At 66.4% G+C, this 18516-nt stretch carries 17 protein-coding genes and 1 pseudogene; 6 read left to right on the forward strand and 12 right to left on the reverse strand.

The annotated features are described in order from the left end of the window. A partial coding sequence (locus NDR87_RS00005) for an alanine:cation symporter family protein (RefSeq protein WP_251909454.1) occupies positions 1-702 on the forward strand: 702 nt, incomplete at its 5' end. 255 nt (positions 703-957) lie between these two features. Here the strand turns inward: NDR87_RS00005 and NDR87_RS00010 are convergent. Both NDR87_RS00010 and NDR87_RS00015 read right to left on the reverse strand, forming a co-directional pair. Then, positions 958-1374 carry a CBS domain-containing protein gene (locus NDR87_RS00010; protein WP_251909453.1) on the reverse strand — a complete coding sequence of 139 codons (417 nt, stop codon included), beginning with the start codon at positions 1372-1374 and terminating at the stop codon, positions 958-960. A 147-nt stretch (positions 1375-1521) separates the two neighbouring features. Beyond that, complete coding sequence (locus NDR87_RS00015; protein WP_251909452.1) at positions 1522-2757, reverse strand: alkane 1-monooxygenase; 1236 nt, start codon at positions 2755-2757, stop codon at positions 1522-1524. Positions 2758-3216: 459 nt separating this feature from the next. Between NDR87_RS00015 and NDR87_RS00020 the strand changes: the two genes are divergently transcribed. Further along, entirely contained in the window at positions 3217-3612 is a 396-nt protein-coding gene (locus tag NDR87_RS00020; protein ID WP_251909451.1) for a hypothetical protein, read from the forward strand. Between the two features lie 99 nt (positions 3613-3711). Continuing rightward, the gene (locus NDR87_RS00025) at positions 3712-5646 is read left to right on the forward strand and encodes an alpha-keto acid decarboxylase family protein (RefSeq protein WP_251909450.1); all 1935 of its coding nucleotides are present in this window, start codon (positions 3712-3714) and stop codon (positions 5644-5646) included. A 60-nt stretch (positions 5647-5706) separates the two neighbouring features. On the opposite strand, the gene NDR87_RS00030 is transcribed toward NDR87_RS00025, so the two are convergent. Then, entirely contained in the window at positions 5707-6198 is a 492-nt protein-coding gene (locus NDR87_RS00030) for a hypothetical protein (protein ID WP_251909449.1), read from the reverse strand. A gap of 118 nt (positions 6199-6316) precedes the next feature. Continuing rightward, the gene (locus NDR87_RS00035) at positions 6317-6757 is read right to left on the reverse strand and encodes a hypothetical protein (RefSeq protein ID WP_251909448.1); all 441 of its coding nucleotides are present in this window, start codon (positions 6755-6757) and stop codon (positions 6317-6319) included. Between the two features lie 425 nt (positions 6758-7182). Here NDR87_RS00035 and NDR87_RS00040 point away from each other — a divergent pair, with 425 nt between their 5' ends. Continuing rightward, entirely contained in the window at positions 7183-8760 is a 1578-nt protein-coding gene (locus NDR87_RS00040; protein ID WP_251909447.1) for a hypothetical protein, read from the forward strand. 31 nt (positions 8761-8791) lie between these two features. Here the strand turns inward: NDR87_RS00040 and NDR87_RS00045 are convergent, their stop codons facing one another. From NDR87_RS00045 to NDR87_RS00055, 3 genes are all read right to left on the reverse strand, one after another. Continuing rightward, positions 8792-9718, reverse strand: a complete 927-nt coding sequence (locus NDR87_RS00045) for a carbohydrate-binding protein (RefSeq protein ID WP_251909446.1) — start codon at positions 9716-9718, stop codon at positions 8792-8794. 114 nt (positions 9719-9832) lie between these two features. Then, positions 9833-11467 (reverse strand): carboxylesterase/lipase family protein, encoded by a 1635-nt coding sequence (locus NDR87_RS00050; protein ID WP_251909445.1) that lies wholly within the window; start codon positions 11465-11467, stop codon positions 9833-9835. A gap of 24 nt (positions 11468-11491) precedes the next feature. Beyond that, a complete protein-coding gene (locus NDR87_RS00055) occupies positions 11492-12052 on the reverse strand; it encodes a hypothetical protein (protein WP_251909444.1) in 561 nt (186 codons plus the stop codon). Between the two features lie 34 nt (positions 12053-12086). Here NDR87_RS00055 and NDR87_RS00060 point away from each other — a divergent pair, with 34 nt between their 5' ends. Next, on the forward strand, positions 12087-12290 hold the full coding sequence (locus NDR87_RS00060) for a hypothetical protein (protein ID WP_251909443.1): 204 nt from the start codon (positions 12087-12089) through the stop codon (positions 12288-12290). Continuing rightward, positions 12287-13144 carry a helix-turn-helix domain-containing protein gene (locus NDR87_RS00065; protein ID WP_251909442.1) on the forward strand — a complete coding sequence of 286 codons (858 nt, stop codon included), beginning with the start codon at positions 12287-12289 and terminating at the stop codon, positions 13142-13144. The genes NDR87_RS00060 and NDR87_RS00065 overlap by 4 nt, the downstream gene beginning before the upstream one ends. On the opposite strand, the pseudogene NDR87_RS37605 reads toward NDR87_RS00065, so the two are convergent. The 5 genes and pseudogenes from NDR87_RS37605 to NDR87_RS00090 all read right to left on the reverse strand — a co-directional run bounded on the left by NDR87_RS37605 (position 13083) and on the right by NDR87_RS00090 (position 18366). Beyond that, positions 13083-13785: pseudogene (locus tag NDR87_RS37605) on the reverse strand (CoA transferase). The gene NDR87_RS00065 and the pseudogene NDR87_RS37605 overlap by 62 nt on opposite strands. Before the next feature lie 2 nt (positions 13786-13787). After that, a complete protein-coding gene (locus NDR87_RS00075; RefSeq protein WP_251909440.1) occupies positions 13788-14693 on the reverse strand; it encodes a hypothetical protein in 906 nt (301 codons plus the stop codon). Next, the gene (locus tag NDR87_RS00080) at positions 14690-16222 is read right to left on the reverse strand and encodes a CoA transferase (protein ID WP_251909439.1); all 1533 of its coding nucleotides are present in this window, start codon (positions 16220-16222) and stop codon (positions 14690-14692) included. Before NDR87_RS00080 ends, NDR87_RS00075 begins: the two co-directional genes overlap by 4 nt. Next, positions 16219-17094, reverse strand: a complete 876-nt coding sequence (locus NDR87_RS00085; RefSeq protein WP_251909438.1) for a 3-hydroxyacyl-CoA dehydrogenase NAD-binding domain-containing protein — start codon at positions 17092-17094, stop codon at positions 16219-16221. The genes NDR87_RS00080 and NDR87_RS00085 overlap by 4 nt, the downstream gene beginning before the upstream one ends. A 159-nt stretch (positions 17095-17253) precedes the next feature. Beyond that, the gene (locus NDR87_RS00090; protein WP_251941038.1) at positions 17254-18366 is read right to left on the reverse strand and encodes a phenazine antibiotic biosynthesis protein; all 1113 of its coding nucleotides are present in this window, start codon (positions 18364-18366) and stop codon (positions 17254-17256) included. Positions 18367-18516 lie beyond the last annotated feature (150 nt).

Below are 18516 nucleotides of genomic sequence, written 5' to 3' on the forward strand. Positions count from 1 at the left end.
ACCGGGCCGCATTCCGCCGCGGCCGCCGAGGTCTCCCATCCGGCCAAGCAGGGCCTGGTGCAAGCGTTCGCGGTCTATGTCGACACTCTGTTCGTCTGCACCGCGACCGGTTTCCTGATTCTGTCGACCGGCGCCTATCGGGTGTTCGAGGGCGAGAGCGCCAGTGGGGCCGTGCTGGCCGACGGCGGGGCGCTGCCCGCGGATGTCGCGGTCGGACCGGCCTTCGCCCAGGTCGGAGTCGACACCTTGTGGAGCGGGGTCGGCTCCACCTTCGTCGCTGTATCGCTGGCCTTCTTCTGCCTCACCACGATCATCGCCTACTACTACATGGCGGAGACCAACCTGCGGTTCCTGCTCGGCAAGTACCTAATGATCCCGGTCCCGATCATCCGCGGCACGATCGGATCGAACTTCACCATCGTGCTGCAGGCATTGATCCTGGTCTCCGTCATGGTGGGCGCGGTGTCGACCGCGACCGAGGCGTGGACCCTGGGCGATATCGGTGTGGGATTGATGGCCTGGCTCAACATCATCGGCATCATCATCCTGCAGCAACCGGCGTACAAGGCCCTGCGCGACTACGAGCGCCAGCAGAAGGACGGCCTGGACCCGGTGTTCGACCCGAAGATTTTGGGCATCCCCGGCGCCACGTTCTGGGAGACATATACTCCCGGCAGGGAGCGCACGACGACGCCGGTGTAGCGAGGTCCACCCGGGTGCGGACCGGCTGTTCGCCGTGAAGCCGCGAGGGCGAGAAGGCTTCTGTGAGTCAGCGGAGCGCCTGCGGGATGTCGGGGTGCTCGAGGGTCTTCGAATCGTGCAACCGCGGACCGCGGGTGTTGCGTCCGGCGACGGTCCAGGTCCAGGGCGATTCTCGAGGGGAGAGCTAAGCGGTTCCCCTCGTTCCGGCCAGCAGAACCGATCCGGCTGGTCGCTCGCGCTCGAAGGGCTGCTCGCTCACTTCTGCGAGACGGCTTCGACGACGCTGCCCGCTTTCGGGTTGTCGAGTTGGCGGGCCACGTCGGCTTGGGCGACGATGCCGACCAGCCGGTCGTTCTCCAGTACGGGGACCCGGCGGATCTGGTGCTGGGACATCACTTCGCACACCTTGGCGACATCGTCGTCGGCCTGCACCATCACGGGCGTGCCCTGGGCCAGTTCGCTGGCGTGTACACCGAGCGGATCCTTGCGCTGGGCAATCACTTTCACGACGATGTCGCGGTCGGTGAGCATGCCTTTGAGTTGGTTGTCCTCGCCGCAGATCGGCAGCGCGCCGACGTCCAGGTGGGCCATCTTGCGTGCCGCCTCGAGCACGGTATCGCTGGAACGAATGCATTCGACACCGGGGGTCATGATGTCGCGTGCGGTGGTCATGAGCGTCTCCTCGAATCGTCCTATAGGACCGGCCATCCACGGTGGAAGGGCCTGTTCAGCGCCTACCCGCACAGCCGAGCGGTACACGTTTCGGAGTCGGTGGGTGCCAAACCTCTTCGGCCGAGCCTGCCTGGCGCACCTGTCCGTTCAACGACCAATGGGGCCGACGCCATCGGAATGGAGGTCGCTTGAAATCTGGTGATCCACCGGGTTCGACAATTCCGCGTGATTCGGTTCGCTGTGTCCATGGGCCGCCAGGATTTTGGCCCGTTTTCGGGGATGGAGGTTGGCCTTGGTGATATCGCCTTCGTAGTGTGCGAGCACCCGCGGATCCATCACCCGTCGCCACAGCGGCGGAATCGCCGCACACAGGATCATGGTGATGTACCCGGCCGGAAGGTGTGGCGCGTTTTCCGAACTGCGCAGGGTCTGATACCGACGTCCTGGATTCATGTGGTGATCGCTGTGTCGCTGGACGTTGAAGATGAAGATGTTGGTGACCAGCCAGTCGCAGTCCCAGCTGTCCCGGGGCGAGAAGCGAGCCCAGGTACCGTTGGCCTTGCGCTCGCGCAGCAGTCCGTAGTGCTCGATATAGCCGATCGTCTTCAGCAACGCCATGCCCAGCACTGCCTGCAGTAACAGATAAGGCAAAATGCCCCAGCCGAAGACGGCGAGCAGTCCGCCGAACAGCACTGCGGTCATCGACCATGCCTGCAGGATCTGGTTATGAATACTCCACCATCCCTGACCTTTTCGGCGTAGCCGCACCCGTTCCAGCTCGATCGCGGAGCGGAAGGCGCTGACCAGATAGCGTGGCAGGAACTCCCAGAGCGATTCACCGTAATACGCGCTCGAATGATCGCCGGGTGTGGCTACCCATACATGATGTCCGCGATTGTGTTCCACCGTGAAGTGGCCGTAACCCGACTGTGCCAGGGCGATTTTCGACAGCCACCGCTCCAGGCTCTCGACACGATGCCCCAACTCGTGAGCGGCATTGATACTGATGAAGCACAGGAAGCCCACCGTCGCCGCCAGACCCAGCTTGTCCACCACGCTCAGCTCGTGACCGGACCACATGGCGCACGCGACGACCAGGCCGATCAGCTGGACCGGCAGGAACAGATAAGAGCACCAACGGTAGTACCGGTCGCTCGCCAGCAGCGAGTAATCCTCCTCCCGCAGGTTGCTGCCGTCCTCCCCGACCACCCAATCCAACACCGGGATGACGACGAACACGATGATCAGACCACTCCACCAGAAGACCGGAGAGCCCGTTCGCAACACCAGCTGGGAGGGCAGCAACGCGATCGCCGGTGCGATGAAACCCAAAACCCACAGATGCCGCTTGGGATCAGGTGATCCCGAGGGTTTGCCTAGCATTCGCACGCCTGCCCTTGGATACGACTCGCAGCTTGATTTCGGATGGAAGCATAGGGCGAGGCCGTGCGCGGTGTCGTCGAAGATCTTTTCAGTTAAGTGCCAGCTAAAAACACCCACAGAAATCCGGCTCGGTAGTCAAGCGCGGCTTACATGGCTATTGCCAGCACACCGAGAATTCACCTTTTTCGTTGTGACGCCTGGGGTTTGCTGAGAGATATGGGGAAGTTGGTTCATCTGTCCGCGGCCCGCCGCCCGGCAGCGCTGCCGACCCTGCGGTCTTCGAACGGCCCCACTCCACCCGTGTCGGAGTAGCGAATGCGGGATCCTGCTGTGCCGCTGGCAATCCGCGCCACCCGTCGGCAGGCCGTGCTGGCATTACGGTGTCCGGTGCGATCGGGCGATGGTGGTGCAGAGGATGAAGGTGGCCACGACGACGGTGAGCAGGGTTGTGGCTACCGCGTGGGAACCTCCGACCAGGAGATGGAAATCGGCGATGACGAGGGCCGTGATCAGGAATACTCCGGCCGTACCGAGGGTCGGGGCGACGACGCGAAACGCTGGATCGATGCGTCGTTGGCCGAACTCGCCGACCGGTCCGAAACCAGGGACGACAACAGCCGCGCCGCCCACCCGGCTGCCCATTCCGGCTGCCCCGGGGACCCGATGATAGTGCTACTACCCTCCGGGGCCCGGCTCGAACTCACGGAGAACTCCGATCCGAACCGCGGCGAGCTGTGGACGACGTTCCCCGACGATCCGGCCCGCTCCAGATTCGTGATCGGCATGACCGCAGGCGAGCACTCGGCCGACGACATCCTGGCGGCCTGGTGGCACCGGGCCCCGATCTGCGGCTGATCGTGTCCGCAGCGTGGATCCACCATATTCAGTGTCGGTAGCTGATAATTAGCCTCACTGTGTGCAGGGCTCGATGTCCAGCGAAGGAGGCCGTCACTGATGCCGAGCGAGCCGCCGGACACCGATGACCGGGGATCCGCCACCGCCCCCGAGGGGACCGGCGGGGAGGGGGCCAAGCGGGGCCTGCCGAGACGGGCTGTGTTGGCCGCGGGTGCCGTCGCCGCTGCCAGTGGGGTAGCGGCGGCTGTCGCTGTCGACAAATTCCACGGTGGCACCAGGTTTTTCGGGGAGGACAGCACTCCGCCGACCGTGGCGGAGTACGTGGTGGCGCGGCTGGCCGACCTGGGCATCGAGCATGTCTTCGGGGTGCCCGGTGATTATGTGTTCGGCCTGGACAACGCCATCGAAGCCAGCGATCGGGTCACGTGGGTCGGGGCTGCCAACGAGCTCAACGCCGCCTACGCGGCAGACGGCTATGCGCGTATCCGGGGAGCGGCGATCCTGTGCACGACGTACGCGGTGGGGGAGTTGAGTGCGCTCAACGGTGTCATGGGCTCCTACGCCGAACGACTGCCGATCTTCCACCTGGTCGGGCAACCGAGCAGCAAGCTGCAGCGCGCCCGGGCGGTGACACACCATTCGCTGGGCGACGGGATGTTCCGGCAGTTCGAATGCCTGTCGGCGGCCTCGGCCTGTGTCAGCGCCCATCTCACCGCGCGCAATGCGATCGCGGAGATGGAGCGGGTGATCATCGAGGCTTTGGCGCAGCGGCGGCCCGCGTACCTCACGATCGCGGCGGACGAGGCGTTGCTTCCGATCATCGGTACACCGGTTGCGGGTGTGCCGCTGGCCGAAGTACCCCGCCCGCACAGCGATTCCGCATCGCTGGACGCGGCGATCGCCGCCATCACCGAACGCGTGACCGCGTCGAAGGCCACGGTCGTGCTGCCCGCCTACACGATCGGACGCTTCGGCCTTGCGCGGCAGCTGATTCGGTTTCTCGATGCCTCCGGCCTCGCCTATGCCACCACCCCGATGGACAAGGCTCAAATCTCGGAGACGAACCCCCACTTTCTCGGCATGTACGCCGGGGACGGCTCCGAACCGGACGTGAAGAAGGCCGTGGAGGGCGCCGAGGTGATCCTGAACCTCGGCGGCGTCGCTTTCGTCGACTCCAATACCGGTCTGTGGACCGACGCGCTCGACCCCGCCCGGATGATCACGGTGTGGCCCGACTACGTCCAGATCGGCCACACCATTTTCGGCGGGATATACCTGGCCGACGTTCTGGAACAGCTCACCACGGCGTTGCCCGAAACCCGCACCCCTCGGCCCAATCCTCCTGCGGCGCTGCCGGTTCCCGGTGCCACCGCGGATCGGGTCTCCTCGGCCACGCTCTACCCACGGCTGGCCGAATTCCTGCGCGACGACGACGTCGTGATCGCCGAAACCGGACTGTGCCTGGCGCACATGGCACGCCTCCGCCTGCCCGAGGGCGCCGTCTTCCACAACCAGACCCTGTGGGGATCGATCGGATGGGCCACGCCCGCCGCGTTCGGGGCCGCCCTGGCCGACTCGTCCCGCCGCACGGTCCTGGTGACCGGAGACGGCGCCCATCAGCTCACTGCCAACGAAATCGGCACCATGGGCCGCTATGGCGTCAAACCGGTGATCATCGTGCTCAACAACGCGATGTACGGCATCGAGGAAATTTTGAACGAGCAGCAGGGCCACGTCTACGACGTCCTCACACCCTGGAACTACCACCAACTCCCCGAAGCCCTCGGCTGCAAGGACTGGTACACCGCCCGGGTCACGACCCTCGGTGAACTCGACACCGCACTGGCCACGGCAGCCGGACACGACAGCGGCTGCTACCTGGAGATCATGCTGGACCGCTCCGACATCCCCCAATCACTACCGACCCCCACGCTGCACATGATCTACCAGACCGCCCCGGCCGGTCCCGCATTGCCGCCACTGGCCATCACCGCCGCGGCAGAAACAACGAATGGCAGTGGCCACATCTCGTGAGCTATCCACCGACACCGTGCTCGACGGATCGTGCAGGGCAACGGCCCTGTGGCGGTGGGCTCAGCTGAGCGTGAACGTCGCGCGACCCGAGACGTGCTCGAGCTCCTGGGGCTGCGGGTAGTACTTGGAATAGGTCACGATCCGCGCTTCCACCCTGCCGGCTCGCGGCGCCATGCCGATTCCGGTGATCACGCCGTCGGGCGCGCCGCTGACAACGGTCCCGTGGACGCCTTGCACCTGCCCGCTACTGTATCCGGTATCGAGGTTGCGCCAGAGCACCCCCAGCTCATAGGCCCTGCACCCCTGCCCGAACTGGGTAATCCTCACCCGAACGCCGAGCTCTCCGGAGCGTGGCTGAGGCACGGTCTCGGCGTTGATGATCGCGGCACAGTTACCCGGGACCCGCGTGAAGGTCGGCGTGAACTGGACGACGGGGTCGGTGGGGCCCGCGGCGGCGGGTCCGGCGAATCCGACCAGCGCGGCTGCGATCGTCGCGACGACCGCTCCGGCACGTGCTGAGAACCGTTGTGGGGGAACGCATTTCAGTGTCATGCCCGTTTTGTCGGGCAGCGTCCGCTCGGTGTTACCGAATCTCGGGATCTCAACTCCGTAACGTGGGCTCCGCGAGTTGTGACCGGTCCTGCGGTAGCGGGACCGGCCGCGGGATGCGTCAGGGTACAGCGATGCAGCTGCTGCCCAGGTTGATTCCTCTGGTTACGGTGACCTTGACCGAGGCTCCCTCGCGGGTCGCCGGGTTGTGTCCGGCGCTCACCCAGTGGTCACCGATGGCGTTGGGAGTCCAGTCGACGGTGAATTTTCCGGGCTGGCCCTCGATTTCGCGTACGGGTCCGAATACGGTGGGGCCTGCGTTGTGGTCGTATTGGCCGTTGACGAAGACGAGGTCCTCCATCCAGACGCGGTCGCCGGGGGCGCCGGTGATGGTGACCTTGTAGGTGCATCCGGTGCCGTACGAGGCTCCGCCGAGGCCGATTCCCGGGGTGGGGGTGACGGCGGTGATGTAGGCCGAGACAGTCGGTGCGGTGAGCAGGGTTGCGGCGCCGACGAGCGCGGAAACGGCGAGCGCGGTGCCAGAGAATCGTGCGGTGTTCATGAAGCAAACCTCCAGGACACTACAGGGGCGAGAGGCCGGTCGTCTCAGTGGGCCTGTAATAACCTCACCGTAGTTGGGCTGTCTCGCCAACCCCGTACTTCTGATGTCCTGGGTCTCGGCACGACGAGTCGGTGCCGTGGCTCATTGTGCCATTTGTATACCGTATGGTCGGTTCTTCGTTGTATTCCACCTGTGCTGATCTTGTTTGGGCTGGCAGCGTGCCGGTCATGGTGGTTCGGGTCGGCTTGGTCGGGGGTCGCGGGGGTATGGGTACGTGGGTGCGTGGTTGGGTGGGGTTTCTGGTCGCGCTCGTTGTGTCGACGACATGTGCGGGTGTAGCGAAGGCGGAGCCTGGGGCGGGGAGTGCGGCGGGGGATCGGCGGGAGCGGGTGCTGTCCAGCCGGGATGGGATTGTCAGTTCGTATGTGAGCCTGTCGCTTCCGTTGCCGGCCGGGGCGCCCGCGCATCCGGCGGCCTGTGATCGGGTTGGGTTTCGGCGGTATCGGCTCGCCGATGGTCCCGAGGTATCGGCCGAGGCCGATCGGGTGGTGATCCAGCAGCCCGGGATGTTGGCCGGTGCGGTGGGTTCGGACAGCGTGGCGTTCAATACGGTTCGTTCCGCGCGATCGTTGGGGCAGCGGATCGAGTTCTGGGCGTTGGCGCGACGCAGTTCGTGCCTGGACGAGAACACCGGATTCGACTATGCGCTCGAGACCGGTGATTATCTTGACGCGGTCGACTACTACTTCAACGGCAAACCGATTGGCGGGCAGCGTTTTCCCGGATTCAAATCGTCCGCGGATCTGCCCGTTCTCGATTTCATGGGGCTCGAGCGCGTCGTGCGCGACGAGTACGAGATCATGGTGCACGAGATTCCGGATGCGGCGGCGCGCCAACGCAAGTTCGTATGCACCGGCATCTCGCTCGGTGGCCTGGTGACCGGCTTCTTCGCCGATTGGGACTTCGACGGACGGCCGGGCTCGGACCAGTGCGCGGCCTTCGCCGCGCAGGATTCGATGATCTCCTCCGACCCGGCCGCGATCCAGAACAGCCCGCTGCTGCGCGGCATCGCCGACGCCGTCGTCGGGACGACCGCCTCGGTGGTCGAGACCGCCCTGCGCGCCGGGCTGACGCCCCGAATCCTGGGCCCCACACCAATTCTGGGCACCAGGGCACTGATGATCATGCGGCTGGCGGGGCTCGCGGCCCATCTCGATCCCGACGGCGAGAGCCGACTGCTGGCCCATCTGCCCCATGATCTCGACATCGACGCGACGCTGAACTATCTGACCGCTCCGAGTTGGGCCTCGTTCCTCACCAATGGCGGTGACGGGTCCGGCTCGGTGCGGGATTTCCGGTTCACCAATACCGCGTTGCTGGGTGTGCTCATCGACAACAACTCCACCAATTTCGCGCTGCTTCAGGAAGGGGTGGGTGCGCTGTCGGGCGGGGCGGTACGGCCGAAGACGTTCCCGAATCCCGGTGAGCTCACCCAGATCCCGATACTCGGCAACTACCTGCGGTTCACCGCCGGGCCGCAGCAGCGGGTCGCCCCGGCCGACCGCGGCGCCCTCTACACCTGGCGCGATTACGACGACGTCCGCGGCGTCCGGTTCACCTCGCCCGACCATGAGGTCGCCGATATCCGTGATATCGCAACCCAATTGGGTTCCGGATCACCGGGAGCGGGATGGGAGACCTACTTCCCGCTGCGCGTGGTCACCGACATCGGCGCCGGATACGCCGGGGCTCGCAGCGGCGCCTGGTCGGGATTGCGCTATCACGGCACCAGCCGGAACAAACCGAATTTCATTGCCTGGGCCGGGGACAGCGTCGTCCAGTTCGGCGTCGGCGTGGCCTTCCCGCCGCCGCCCACCGCGCATGTGGTGACGCTGCCCGGGTACAACCACGTCGACACCATCGCCGCCGCCGCGATTCAGAACGACGGCGGGCCGGACCCCAGCGGTCAACAACTCGCCCGATTCCTCGCGGGCCTGCGATGACGGCCGCTCGAATCCGGACCGCCGATGCCGCTCAGGCTCGTTGCCACAGGGCCGGTGTCGCGGGCGGCGTCCAGTTCGATGCCCAGGCGGTATGCGCCTGAAGGCATTTCCACCGCTTGCCTTCGTGGGTGACCACATCGCCGACCTTGTAGCTCGCCCCGACCTTCCACGCCGTGGGAGAGGCGGATGGAGTGTCGGGCTTCGGGTTGCTCGGCTGTGGGTTGGCGGAGGGCTTCGGGTTGTCCGGTCGTGGGGTGTCGGGCTTCTGGGTCGGCTTCGGGTCGCTCGGCTTCGGATCGTTCGGGTTCATCGGGTCGTCCGGATGCGACCGGTCGATATCCAAGTCGATGCACTGATAGAAGGCGTTGGCGGTATCGCCGATGTTCCAGACGGCGAGCATCTTCTGCTTACCCTGGAATCCGGAAAGGTGCAGATGGTGGGTTGTTTTCTCGTCGGGCATCTGATTCCAGCCGTCGAACTCCCCGACCTTGGTGTCCCCGATGAAGTACTGCCAGTTCTGCGTCCGATGCCTGGCCGTGTACTTCCAGGTGAAGTTCACCATCTGCCCGACCTTGTGCACCTTCCACGGCTTGCTGTCATCGCTCAGATCGGCGAACTGCGGAATGTTGGCATGGCAATTCTTCAACCCCTTGGGTCCTTCGACACTTTGCGGCTCATATTTGATCGAACCGCAAGGGAGCAGACCCTTCGCGCACTGAACAGCGCGGCTCTCTCGCGATTCGACGTAGCCGTGCGCGCTCGCTACAGAATACGGCAGGGCCGCGCACAAGGCTGTTGCTGCGGCCGCGGCCAATGCTAGTTTCTTCCAGATCCTGATCTTATTCGGATCTACCTCTTCGAACCGAGGCAGCGGCCGCGAATGGGAGACGAACGGAAGCCGGGAAAAGCGCATGATCCCTTTCAAGAAAACGACAACAGGAGTTGCCTCGAGTTTCACCGGGTTTGCGGCACCGACTATATGCCGAATCGTGACCTACCCGCAACAATGTCGTCCGATCTAACGAGACTTTAGGCGGAGCTTGAAATGCGCGGCGGCGGTTCGGGTTTCGGGTCAGTTGCCGTGCTGCTGGGTGGACCAGAAGTCGCAGCGATGGGTTGTCCAGGCGTCGGCCGGGCTATTGCCCTGGGGGGCAAGGGATTGCACGGTCGGGTAAGTGACCCAGGGGGCGCGTCCGGTGCGCGCGAATCCGGTCCAGATGTCGATCATGGCGTTGCCGAGTGCTCGTTGTGCCGGGGTGAGTTCGGCGGGTTCGGATCCGCGGTAGGGGCCGCCGTTGCGGAGGTCGAAGAGGTAGGCCAGTTCGGAGGTATGGGCCGCACCTGCCGGGCGTGCGCTGTAGTAGGGGATGAAGGTCGGTGCGTCGGGGTCGGCGAATTCGTAACCGTAGGTGGGTGTTTGGGTGGCCAGCGCGCGGATGGTGGTGAGTTGCGGGCAGGCGAAGACCCGATCGGTGTCCATGGTGGCGACGGCCAGGCCCGCGTCACCGTTGTCGGGGACGGGGTATTGGTGTGCGATCGCGTCGGCAGTGCGGGAGCCGAACGTGGCGCGCAGGACGGTGTGGTAGCTGTCCGGCGTGAACGGCTGTCCGGCCAGCAGTTCGGTGAGCATGGTGGTCAGGCGGGCTTCGTCGCGGGTGTAGCCGGACAGTACCGGGACACGGTGAAACTGGCCTCGACTCGAGGCCAGTGCCGGGTCCAGCGGTAACGCCGCGGTGTGGTAGGCGGGTCCGAACCCGGCGTTGGTCTGCCACCGGGCGCCGACCACGTCGCTGGGGCTCTTACCGCGCATGCAGCCGATCGTGTCCGGGCTGGTGCACTGGAGCGCGGCGGCGAGCGTCGCTCCGGCGGCCTCGTCCTCCGATACCGGGACCCAGAAGTCGTCGGTGCTCATGTGCACGGTGCCGTCCAGCCCGGCGAAGGTCGGCACCCGGGTGAGGCAGGAGCCGCTTTGCAGGATGGCGCGGTCGAACAATCCCGCCGATCCTGGGGAGGTCAGCTGCGCGCAGATGTCCACGCCCCCGGCCGATTCGCCGAACACCGTGATGTTGTGCGGGTCGCCCCCGAACGCCGCCGCATTGGTGCGGACCCAGCGCAGCGCGGCCTGTTGGTCCCGCAGGGCGAACGTGCCCGAGTCGGCGAGGCCCGGATGGCCGAAGAAGCCGAAGACGCCCAGGCGGTAATTGATCGTCACGACCACCACATCGCCACGAGTGGCCATCCTGGCCGGGTCGTAGTCGGCACCGCTTCCGGCGGTATTACCGCCACCGTGAATCCACACCATGACCGGCCGACCGCCGCCGCCACGCGGCGTCGTCACATCGAGATAGAGACAGTCCTCGCTCGACCCGGCCAGCAGCGTACCCGGCTTGCCCGGGTCTTCCTGCGCGCACCTGGGCCCGGATGCCGTCGCCGGACGCACACCGGCCCATTCGCCTACGGGCCGCGGCGATTGCCACCGCAGCGGGCCCAATGGCGGTGCCGCATAGGGAATTCCCTGAAACCTCGACACGGTCCCGGCCACGGTGCCCCGGACCATGCCGGACGAGGTGCGGGCGAGGGCATCGGAACTCGGCGCGGGCCGCGCCATCGGCATGGATGCGACGGCCATGATCGCTGAGAGGCCCAGGATGCCCAGTAGGACAGCCTGTTTGGCGAGTCGGCTGGGCCGAACGACTCCCATGCTCATCGGTGGACCGGCTGGCCGAGTTGGCTATGAGCGGAACACGCCCTGGCCGTCGAAATTCAGGCGTCTGATTCCGAAACCGCCGTTGGGGCAGGGCAGGAGCAGGTCGGTCGACGAGGGGACCACCAGGGCCGAGATGGTGTTGCCGGTGAGCGGGCCGCTGGTTACCTTCAGCGCTATTTTGATCGTGGCGAGGCTGGAGAGGTCGACGTCGAAATCCACCGTGCCCGGTTCGGTGGTCATCGTGTCGCGGTTGACCCAGGTCGTCGTTCCCGAGCCGAAGAAGCGGGTCTGGGGGCAGCCGTTGACGTTGATCGGGTTGACGGTGATGACCCAGGAGACGTATTGCGGATATTTACCGTTCGGAGAGGTGCAGTTGCGGTAGGCGCCGATATAAATTCCGGTGACCGCGTTGTCGACGACACCGAATTCGGCCTGGGTGCCCGCCTGGCAGATGAGATCGGGAAGCGGGAGCGGGGGCAGGTCCGCGTAACTGGGCTCGGGTGCCGCGATGCTGATTCCGATTCCCATGGCGAGCGCGGCGGCAATGAAGCCCATCCGCCGGTGGATCGATGTGTGGAGCCTCATTGCCTCGGCCTCCGGCTGCGTGTAGGGATCGGACGTGGCGGAACAAGGTGCGACACATCACGATAGCAACGGGCGCGGCTCGGACGACTCTTTTGGCTTCGGCATTCCGGCAAAAACCTACCCGTCGGATTTGCGCACCACCGTCATTGTCGTCGTCCCGGCGGGCCGCGACCGGGAATCGAACGGCGGCGGTAGCGTCATGAATATGCCGTCGGTTACCGAAGCCGTCCGCCGATGATCGAGAACGGACAGCCGGTCCTCGAGGATTGGGATCCCGCTCCCACCGCGGACAGCGGGGGGTCGTTCCGGGTGTCGACGGTGTCCGGTTTCACCGGGGACGACCAGGTGCGCAGGCTCAATCTGCATCTGCTGGTGTTCGTCGCGGCGGGACGCGGCAGCCTCATGATCGACTTCGTCGACCACGAGCTCGTGCCGGGAACACTGCTGCTGGCCCGGCCGGGGCAGGTCCGGCAGCTGTCGGCCACCGCCGGGGCGACACTGGACGCGATCGCCATCTCGTTCTCCGCGGCGTTCCCGGCCCGGTTCCCGCTGCCGGACACCTCGGTGGTCGACGATATCTACGGCACCCTGACCTGGCGGTTGACCGGCGAGGACCGCGACATCATCGAACATTCGTTCCGGGAACTGGAGCGCGAATACCGCATCGCGGGTGAGCGCGGCCCCCGGGTCGAGCTGCTGCGGCTGCTGATGGCGGCGCTGCTGTTGCGGATCGTCCTGCTCTCGGCCGACACTCGCACCGAGACACCCCTGCTCGACGCCCACTATCTCGCCTTCCGGCGCGAACTCACCCGCACCTTCCGCACCGAGCACATGGCCTCGGAATATGCCCGGCGGCTGGGCATTTCGGCCCGCACGCTCAATCGAATCTGCCTGCGGGCCAGCGGTTACACGGCCAAGCAGTTGATCGAGGCACGTCTGGTGCTGGAGGCCCAGCGGTTATTGGCCTACACCGACCTGCCGGTGCACGCCGTGGCCGACCGGCTGGGATTCAGCGAGGCAACCAACTTCGTCAAATTCTTCGCCCGCCACGCCCACCGCACCCCGAGCGAGTTCCGCCGCTCGCACCGCTGACGGATCGCACGGCCGGTCCGGCCGACCGGGCCGCACCTCGGCTCGGCGGTCGGGCCGCAACACCTGCGCGCCGCCCGGGCCCGCCTCGACCAAAATGCGGGCCGCCAGCAGCGACGACAGCAGGTACAGCCCGGCGAACTTGTCGGCGATGAGGGTGGGCATGTACTGGGTGATCCCGGACGCGCGCCGCTGCAGGTCGACCAGGCCGGTCGGCCTGGGTGGAATCGGAGGCGAAGCCCTGCCCGTGCGCGTAGATCAGGCGCGGAAACTGTTGGGCCAGTTGGTCGTAGGCGATGCCGAGCCGTTCGAGCGCGCCGCCGCGCATGTTGGTCAGCAGGACGTCTGCGCCGGCCAGCATATCCAGGAACGCGGCGCGATCGGCGGCGTCCTCGAGGTTCAGCGCGACGCTGCGCTTGTTGCGATTGACCTGCAGGGACAGTGGGCCCATGCCGGGGTGGCGGCTCAGTCCGGCGGGTGAGTTGCGGGCGGTGTCGTGCGGGGTCTCGACGGATCACCTCGGCGCCGAAATCACCGAGGATCTGGCCCGCCATGGGAGCCATGACCACGGTGGACAGATCGATCACCTTGATGCCCCGCAGCGGTCCGGTGGCGGGCCCGCCGAGGTCGATGGCGGTCGGCATGATCAGTGTCCCTTCCCTGGGAGCTCGGCCAGGGCCAGGCCGGTGAGGGCGGGGTCGAGGCGGACGAGTTCGGTGTCGGTTCCGGCGACCGGGTCGACGCGGCGGATCGCGCCGCCGAGGTCGCTCACGTAGTAGGTGCCATCGTCAACGGCCAGTCCGATCGCCTCGGCGTAGCCGCGCGAAAGGATCTGCGGCGCGGCCGGTTCCGGGTCGACGGTGGCCCGGTTGAGGGTGTTGCCGTCGGGTTCGGCGCCGCGGTCGGTCCACGCCAGGAATCCGGCCGGATCGAAATGCAGATCGATGGGTTCGGGCAGGTGATCCCACAGCAGTTCGACATCGTCACGGCTGGTGGCGTCGCGGCCGGGGGGAATGTCGATGGGAGCGCGGAAGATTCGGCCCTGACCCGATTTGGGTGCGCCCTTCTGCGACCAATAGACCATGCGGCGGCTCGGATCCAGCGCCACGCCGACGCAGTGGTTGCGCGGATCGCGGGCGGCGTCCTCGCCGCGCGCGGCCACCACGACCTCCTCCAGGTGGCTGCCGTCCAGATCGCAGCGCAGTACGCGCATGCCCTCCCGGTCGCACCAGTACAGCTTGCCCGCCGCGAAATCGGCGGTGAGCTGCTTGCCGGTGGTGAAAGCGCCTGCGGGGACGATGGTTCGGCGATTCGCGCCGTCGAGGTCGACGCGCTCGATCGAGCCGTTGCGGGTGTAGAAGGTGTGGTCGTCGTCGCTGCCCGGGTCCGGTGCGCCCATATTGGTCCAGTAGATGTGGCCGCGGCGCTGATCGACGACGACGCCGTCGGGGGACTGGTCGAGCGTGTCGACCAGCGTCCACACCCGCGCTCCGTCCAGCGATACGGCCTGCAGCCAACCCTTGACGATATTGAGCACCACGAGTGCCTTCATGACCGAACTCCTTCGCTGCGCGGGCTCGCGTCGAGCCACTCCGGTCGCCCGGATCCGCGCGGGACGTAGACGAAGGGGTAGGCGCCCGGGGTCTGCGACATCCGGACCTGTTCGGCGATACCGGTGTAGAGCCCCAGCGGGGTGTCGGCCTGGATGATCTCCGGGGGCAGGTATTCGTGTCCCGGTGCCTTCCCGGCGACCTCGGCGGAATACGCCGGATCGAGGAAACCGAGGCTGGCCACCCACAGCGCCACCCGGGTCAGCGACACCGAGACCCGATACGAGCCACCGACCTGCGCACGCAGCATCAGTGCTCGCAGCACGCCGGTCGCCAGCAGCCACGCGGTGATGTAGTCGTTGACCACCGGGACGCCGGGCAGCGCGGGTACCTCACCGTCGCCCTCGGCGGCCATGATGCCCGCGACACAACCGGCGGTCTGATCGAAACCGACCCGCCCGGCCCAGGGTCCGGTGCGGCCGTGCAGGTTCACCGTGGCGTGGATGATGCCGGGGCGCACGGCCGCGGCCTGCTCGGGGCCGATTCCGGCGCGTTCGAGCGAGCCGGGGCGGCGGTTGGCGTAGAACACGTCCGCCCCGGCCAGCAGCTCGAGCATGCGGCGGTGATCCTCGCCGGTGTGCAGGTCGAGCATGGCCGAGCGGACCCCTAGGTTGGAGGTCATGTACAGCTTCGGGATCTCGTACTCGTAGGGATTCCAGATGTTGAGCACGTCGGCCCCGTGCAGCGACAGCGCACGCCCGCAGCCCGCGCCCGCGATGATATGACCTCGACCGAGCACCCGGATGCCCGCCAGCGGGCTGATCGCGTTGGGCGGCAACGGCTCCGGGTCGCTGTCGCCGATCTTCTCGATCTCCACCAGCGGCATGCCCGCGAGCACCGAGGTGTACTGGCGGGTGCGCAGTATCTCGTCCACGCCGCGCACCATGCCCATGACCACGCCGTAGTCCGCACCGGCCTGCTCGAGGTCGGTTCCCTTCCAGCGGGCGATCGCGCGCGCGACATCGGCCGGGTCCTCGCCGGTGCCGAGCAGACGGCAGGTGTCGCGGCGCAGTCCCGGATAGGGCTCGAGCGGTTGGACGAACCGGTCGTCGGCGGTGCGGTAGAACCGGTCGGAGAAGAAGGCGCTCGTCGCGCTCGCGGGATCGGTCAGCGGATAGCCGTTGAGCAGCTCCCACTTCTTCTCGTAGAACGGGCACAACCGGTGCGGCGCGACCCGCAGATCCATCGAGATGTCCTGTCCGGCACCGCCGCGCATCCGCCAGAGCTTCGCCACCGCAATGGATTTGGCCACCAGCGTCAGTGCCGTGGCGGCCGCGACCCGGGTGGCTCCGGGGACCACCGGATCGGCTCCGGTGAATTCGATGCTGCCGCCGCAGTCGCCGGGCTCGAGTCCCAGGCCGTCCAGAACGCGGGCCAGTTCCTTGTACAGGTCGTAGTCGTCGGTGGTGGCGCGCTGGGTGGTGGCGCTGCGGAGCCGGTCGGTGAGGGTGGGATCGGGGTGGGTGATCATGCTTCCTCCTTGGCGTGCTGGGCCTGCAGGACCGCGCGCAGCGCGACGTCGCGGGCGGCGACATTGCGGCGATACGCGTCCGCGCCGGTGCCGTAGGTGTGTTCGATCTGCTCGAAGACGGGCTCCATGGCCGCGGGCGAGAGATCCGGTTCGCCGAGCTCGAATTGCATTGCCGCGCCGACGTTCTCGTACAGATGGCGGGGGCCGTCGGGCCCGCCGCCCAGATTCTGGGCCGCGAACGGGCCGGTGACCGCCCAGCGCGGCCCGAGGGAATTGGTCATCACCGCGTCGATATCGGCCACCGTCGCGTAGCCCTGCTGTACCAGATAGACCGCCTGTTCCTTGAGCGCCTTTTGCAGCCGATTCCCGATGAATCCGCGGATTTCCTTACGCAGCGCCACCGGCGTCCGGCCCAGCGAGCGGTAAATTTCCGTGGCCCGCTCAACGGTGTCGCTACTGGTTTGCGAGCCCGGCACTATTTCGACCAGTGGCAGTATTTCCGGCGGGTTGAACGGATGGCCGATCACGATGCGGTCCGCGGCCGGGTTGCCCTCGGCGATGACCGAGGGCAGCAGCGACGAACTCGACGACGCGAGAATGGCCGTGGGCGGGGCGGCCGTGGCGAGCGTCGCGAAGATCGACCGCTTCACCGCCAGTCGCTCCGGGGCGTTCTCCTGCACGAAATCCACTCCGGAGACCGCACTTTCGAGGTCATTGGTGGCCGCGACCGAGCCGGCCGGGAACTGCGCGCCCACCAGCTCGGCGAGATCCTCGCGCGGATCGCTGACCGTCACCGACCAGCCGCATCGATCGAACAGCCGAGCCCAGGACAACCCGATGACACCGGCGCCCACAATCGCAACCGAGGACATGACCATCTCCTTCCCGGCCTGCGGCCGGATGCGGAACAGGGGTTCTACTGATGAATAGCCACTGATTCACTGGAGTGCTTACGTCAATTCTGTTGACCCGAATCCTCGGACTCCAGGTTGTCCCACGACGAAATATGGTCGAAAGTGGACACCGCGCCCTCAGTAGACACCTTCGATGACGCGCTCGGTGCCGAAGAACTCTACGGGCTTGGGACCGGCGACCGAATCCCCCACCTGCCCGGCGGGTGCCGGGACTCGGATCGCGGTGTCTCGTTCGAGGTTGTTGGGCAGGAACATGGCCTTGCTGACATGGTTCATGACCACTTGCCCGCGCGCGCCGAACGGGGTCGGCTGCCCGGTGGCCGGATCGATGACCCGGAACGTGGTGATCGGCGAGTCGGTGTCGAAGACGGCCTCCTCGTCCGGTCCCGCCGCCGGGCGCTGTAGTGCGGTGTCCCCGAGGATCATCGTGCTGCTGTACATGCCGACCAGCGGGATGCCAGGGAAGACGACGGTGTTGTAGAGGTAGCGGTCGTCGACGGTCATATGTGCTCCGCCCCACCAGATGATGGCGATCTTGGCGGTGACGAGTTCGACGGCGTCGGGTCGGGACGCCAGCGCCCGCAGCAGGGGCGGGGTGATGACGAGGATGCCGACGTGCTGTGTCCGCAGAATCTGCACGGCTTGGTCCACGACGTGCTGGACGTATTGCTGTACCTGCTCGGTCTGGCCCTGGGCCATCAGCTTTTTGACCCATCGGGGGTCGAGGTCGATGGTGAACGTGGTGGTGTTGTCGAGTTCGGCGGCCGTTTTCACCAGGGCTCCGGCGAAGTGCGGTCCGCTGGGAAGCACCGCCAGCCGGTTCCGGTGGGTGGGCAGGCCGTGGGCCTCGCAGTACCGCTGGTTTCGGTCGTGCAGGTATTCCAGCCAACCGGGCGGGAAGATCACTCGTTTGGGCAGACCGGTGGTGCCGCCACTTTCGAACGTCAGCGGTCTGGGGCCGCCCGGTCCGTACCCGCGGGGAACGAGGTCCTCGACGGGGACGGCGCGTAGCTCGTCGACGATGTTGGGGAACAGGGTCAGGTCGTCGAAGGTCTCGACGTCGGCCCGCGGATCGAAGCCGAGTGTTCTGGCCCGTTCCAGCCAGTACGGAGAGCCGGTGTCCTCGCCGAAGTGCCAGTGCATCGCGGTGCGTAGGTATTCGTCGGGGTCGATGTCCCCGGCGAGGGGAACCTCGAGTAGCGAGAAATCGACATGGTCCGTCGTCATCATCCGCTCCGTCTGTCGGCTTGCCGAAGTACCGTCGATCTCACAAATTCAGCAATCAAACAGCTACTAGAGTAGGCCACAGTAGCCACTCGGTTGCCGCAGTTTCGAGGTTCGTTGGTCGGGCTCGGACACGTCACGGTTGGACAGGGCCCG

This window comes from Nocardia sp. CDC159 (assembly GCF_023740735.1).
In the GTDB taxonomy this organism is placed as follows: Bacteria; Actinomycetota; Actinomycetes; order Mycobacteriales; family Mycobacteriaceae; genus Nocardia; species Nocardia pulmonis.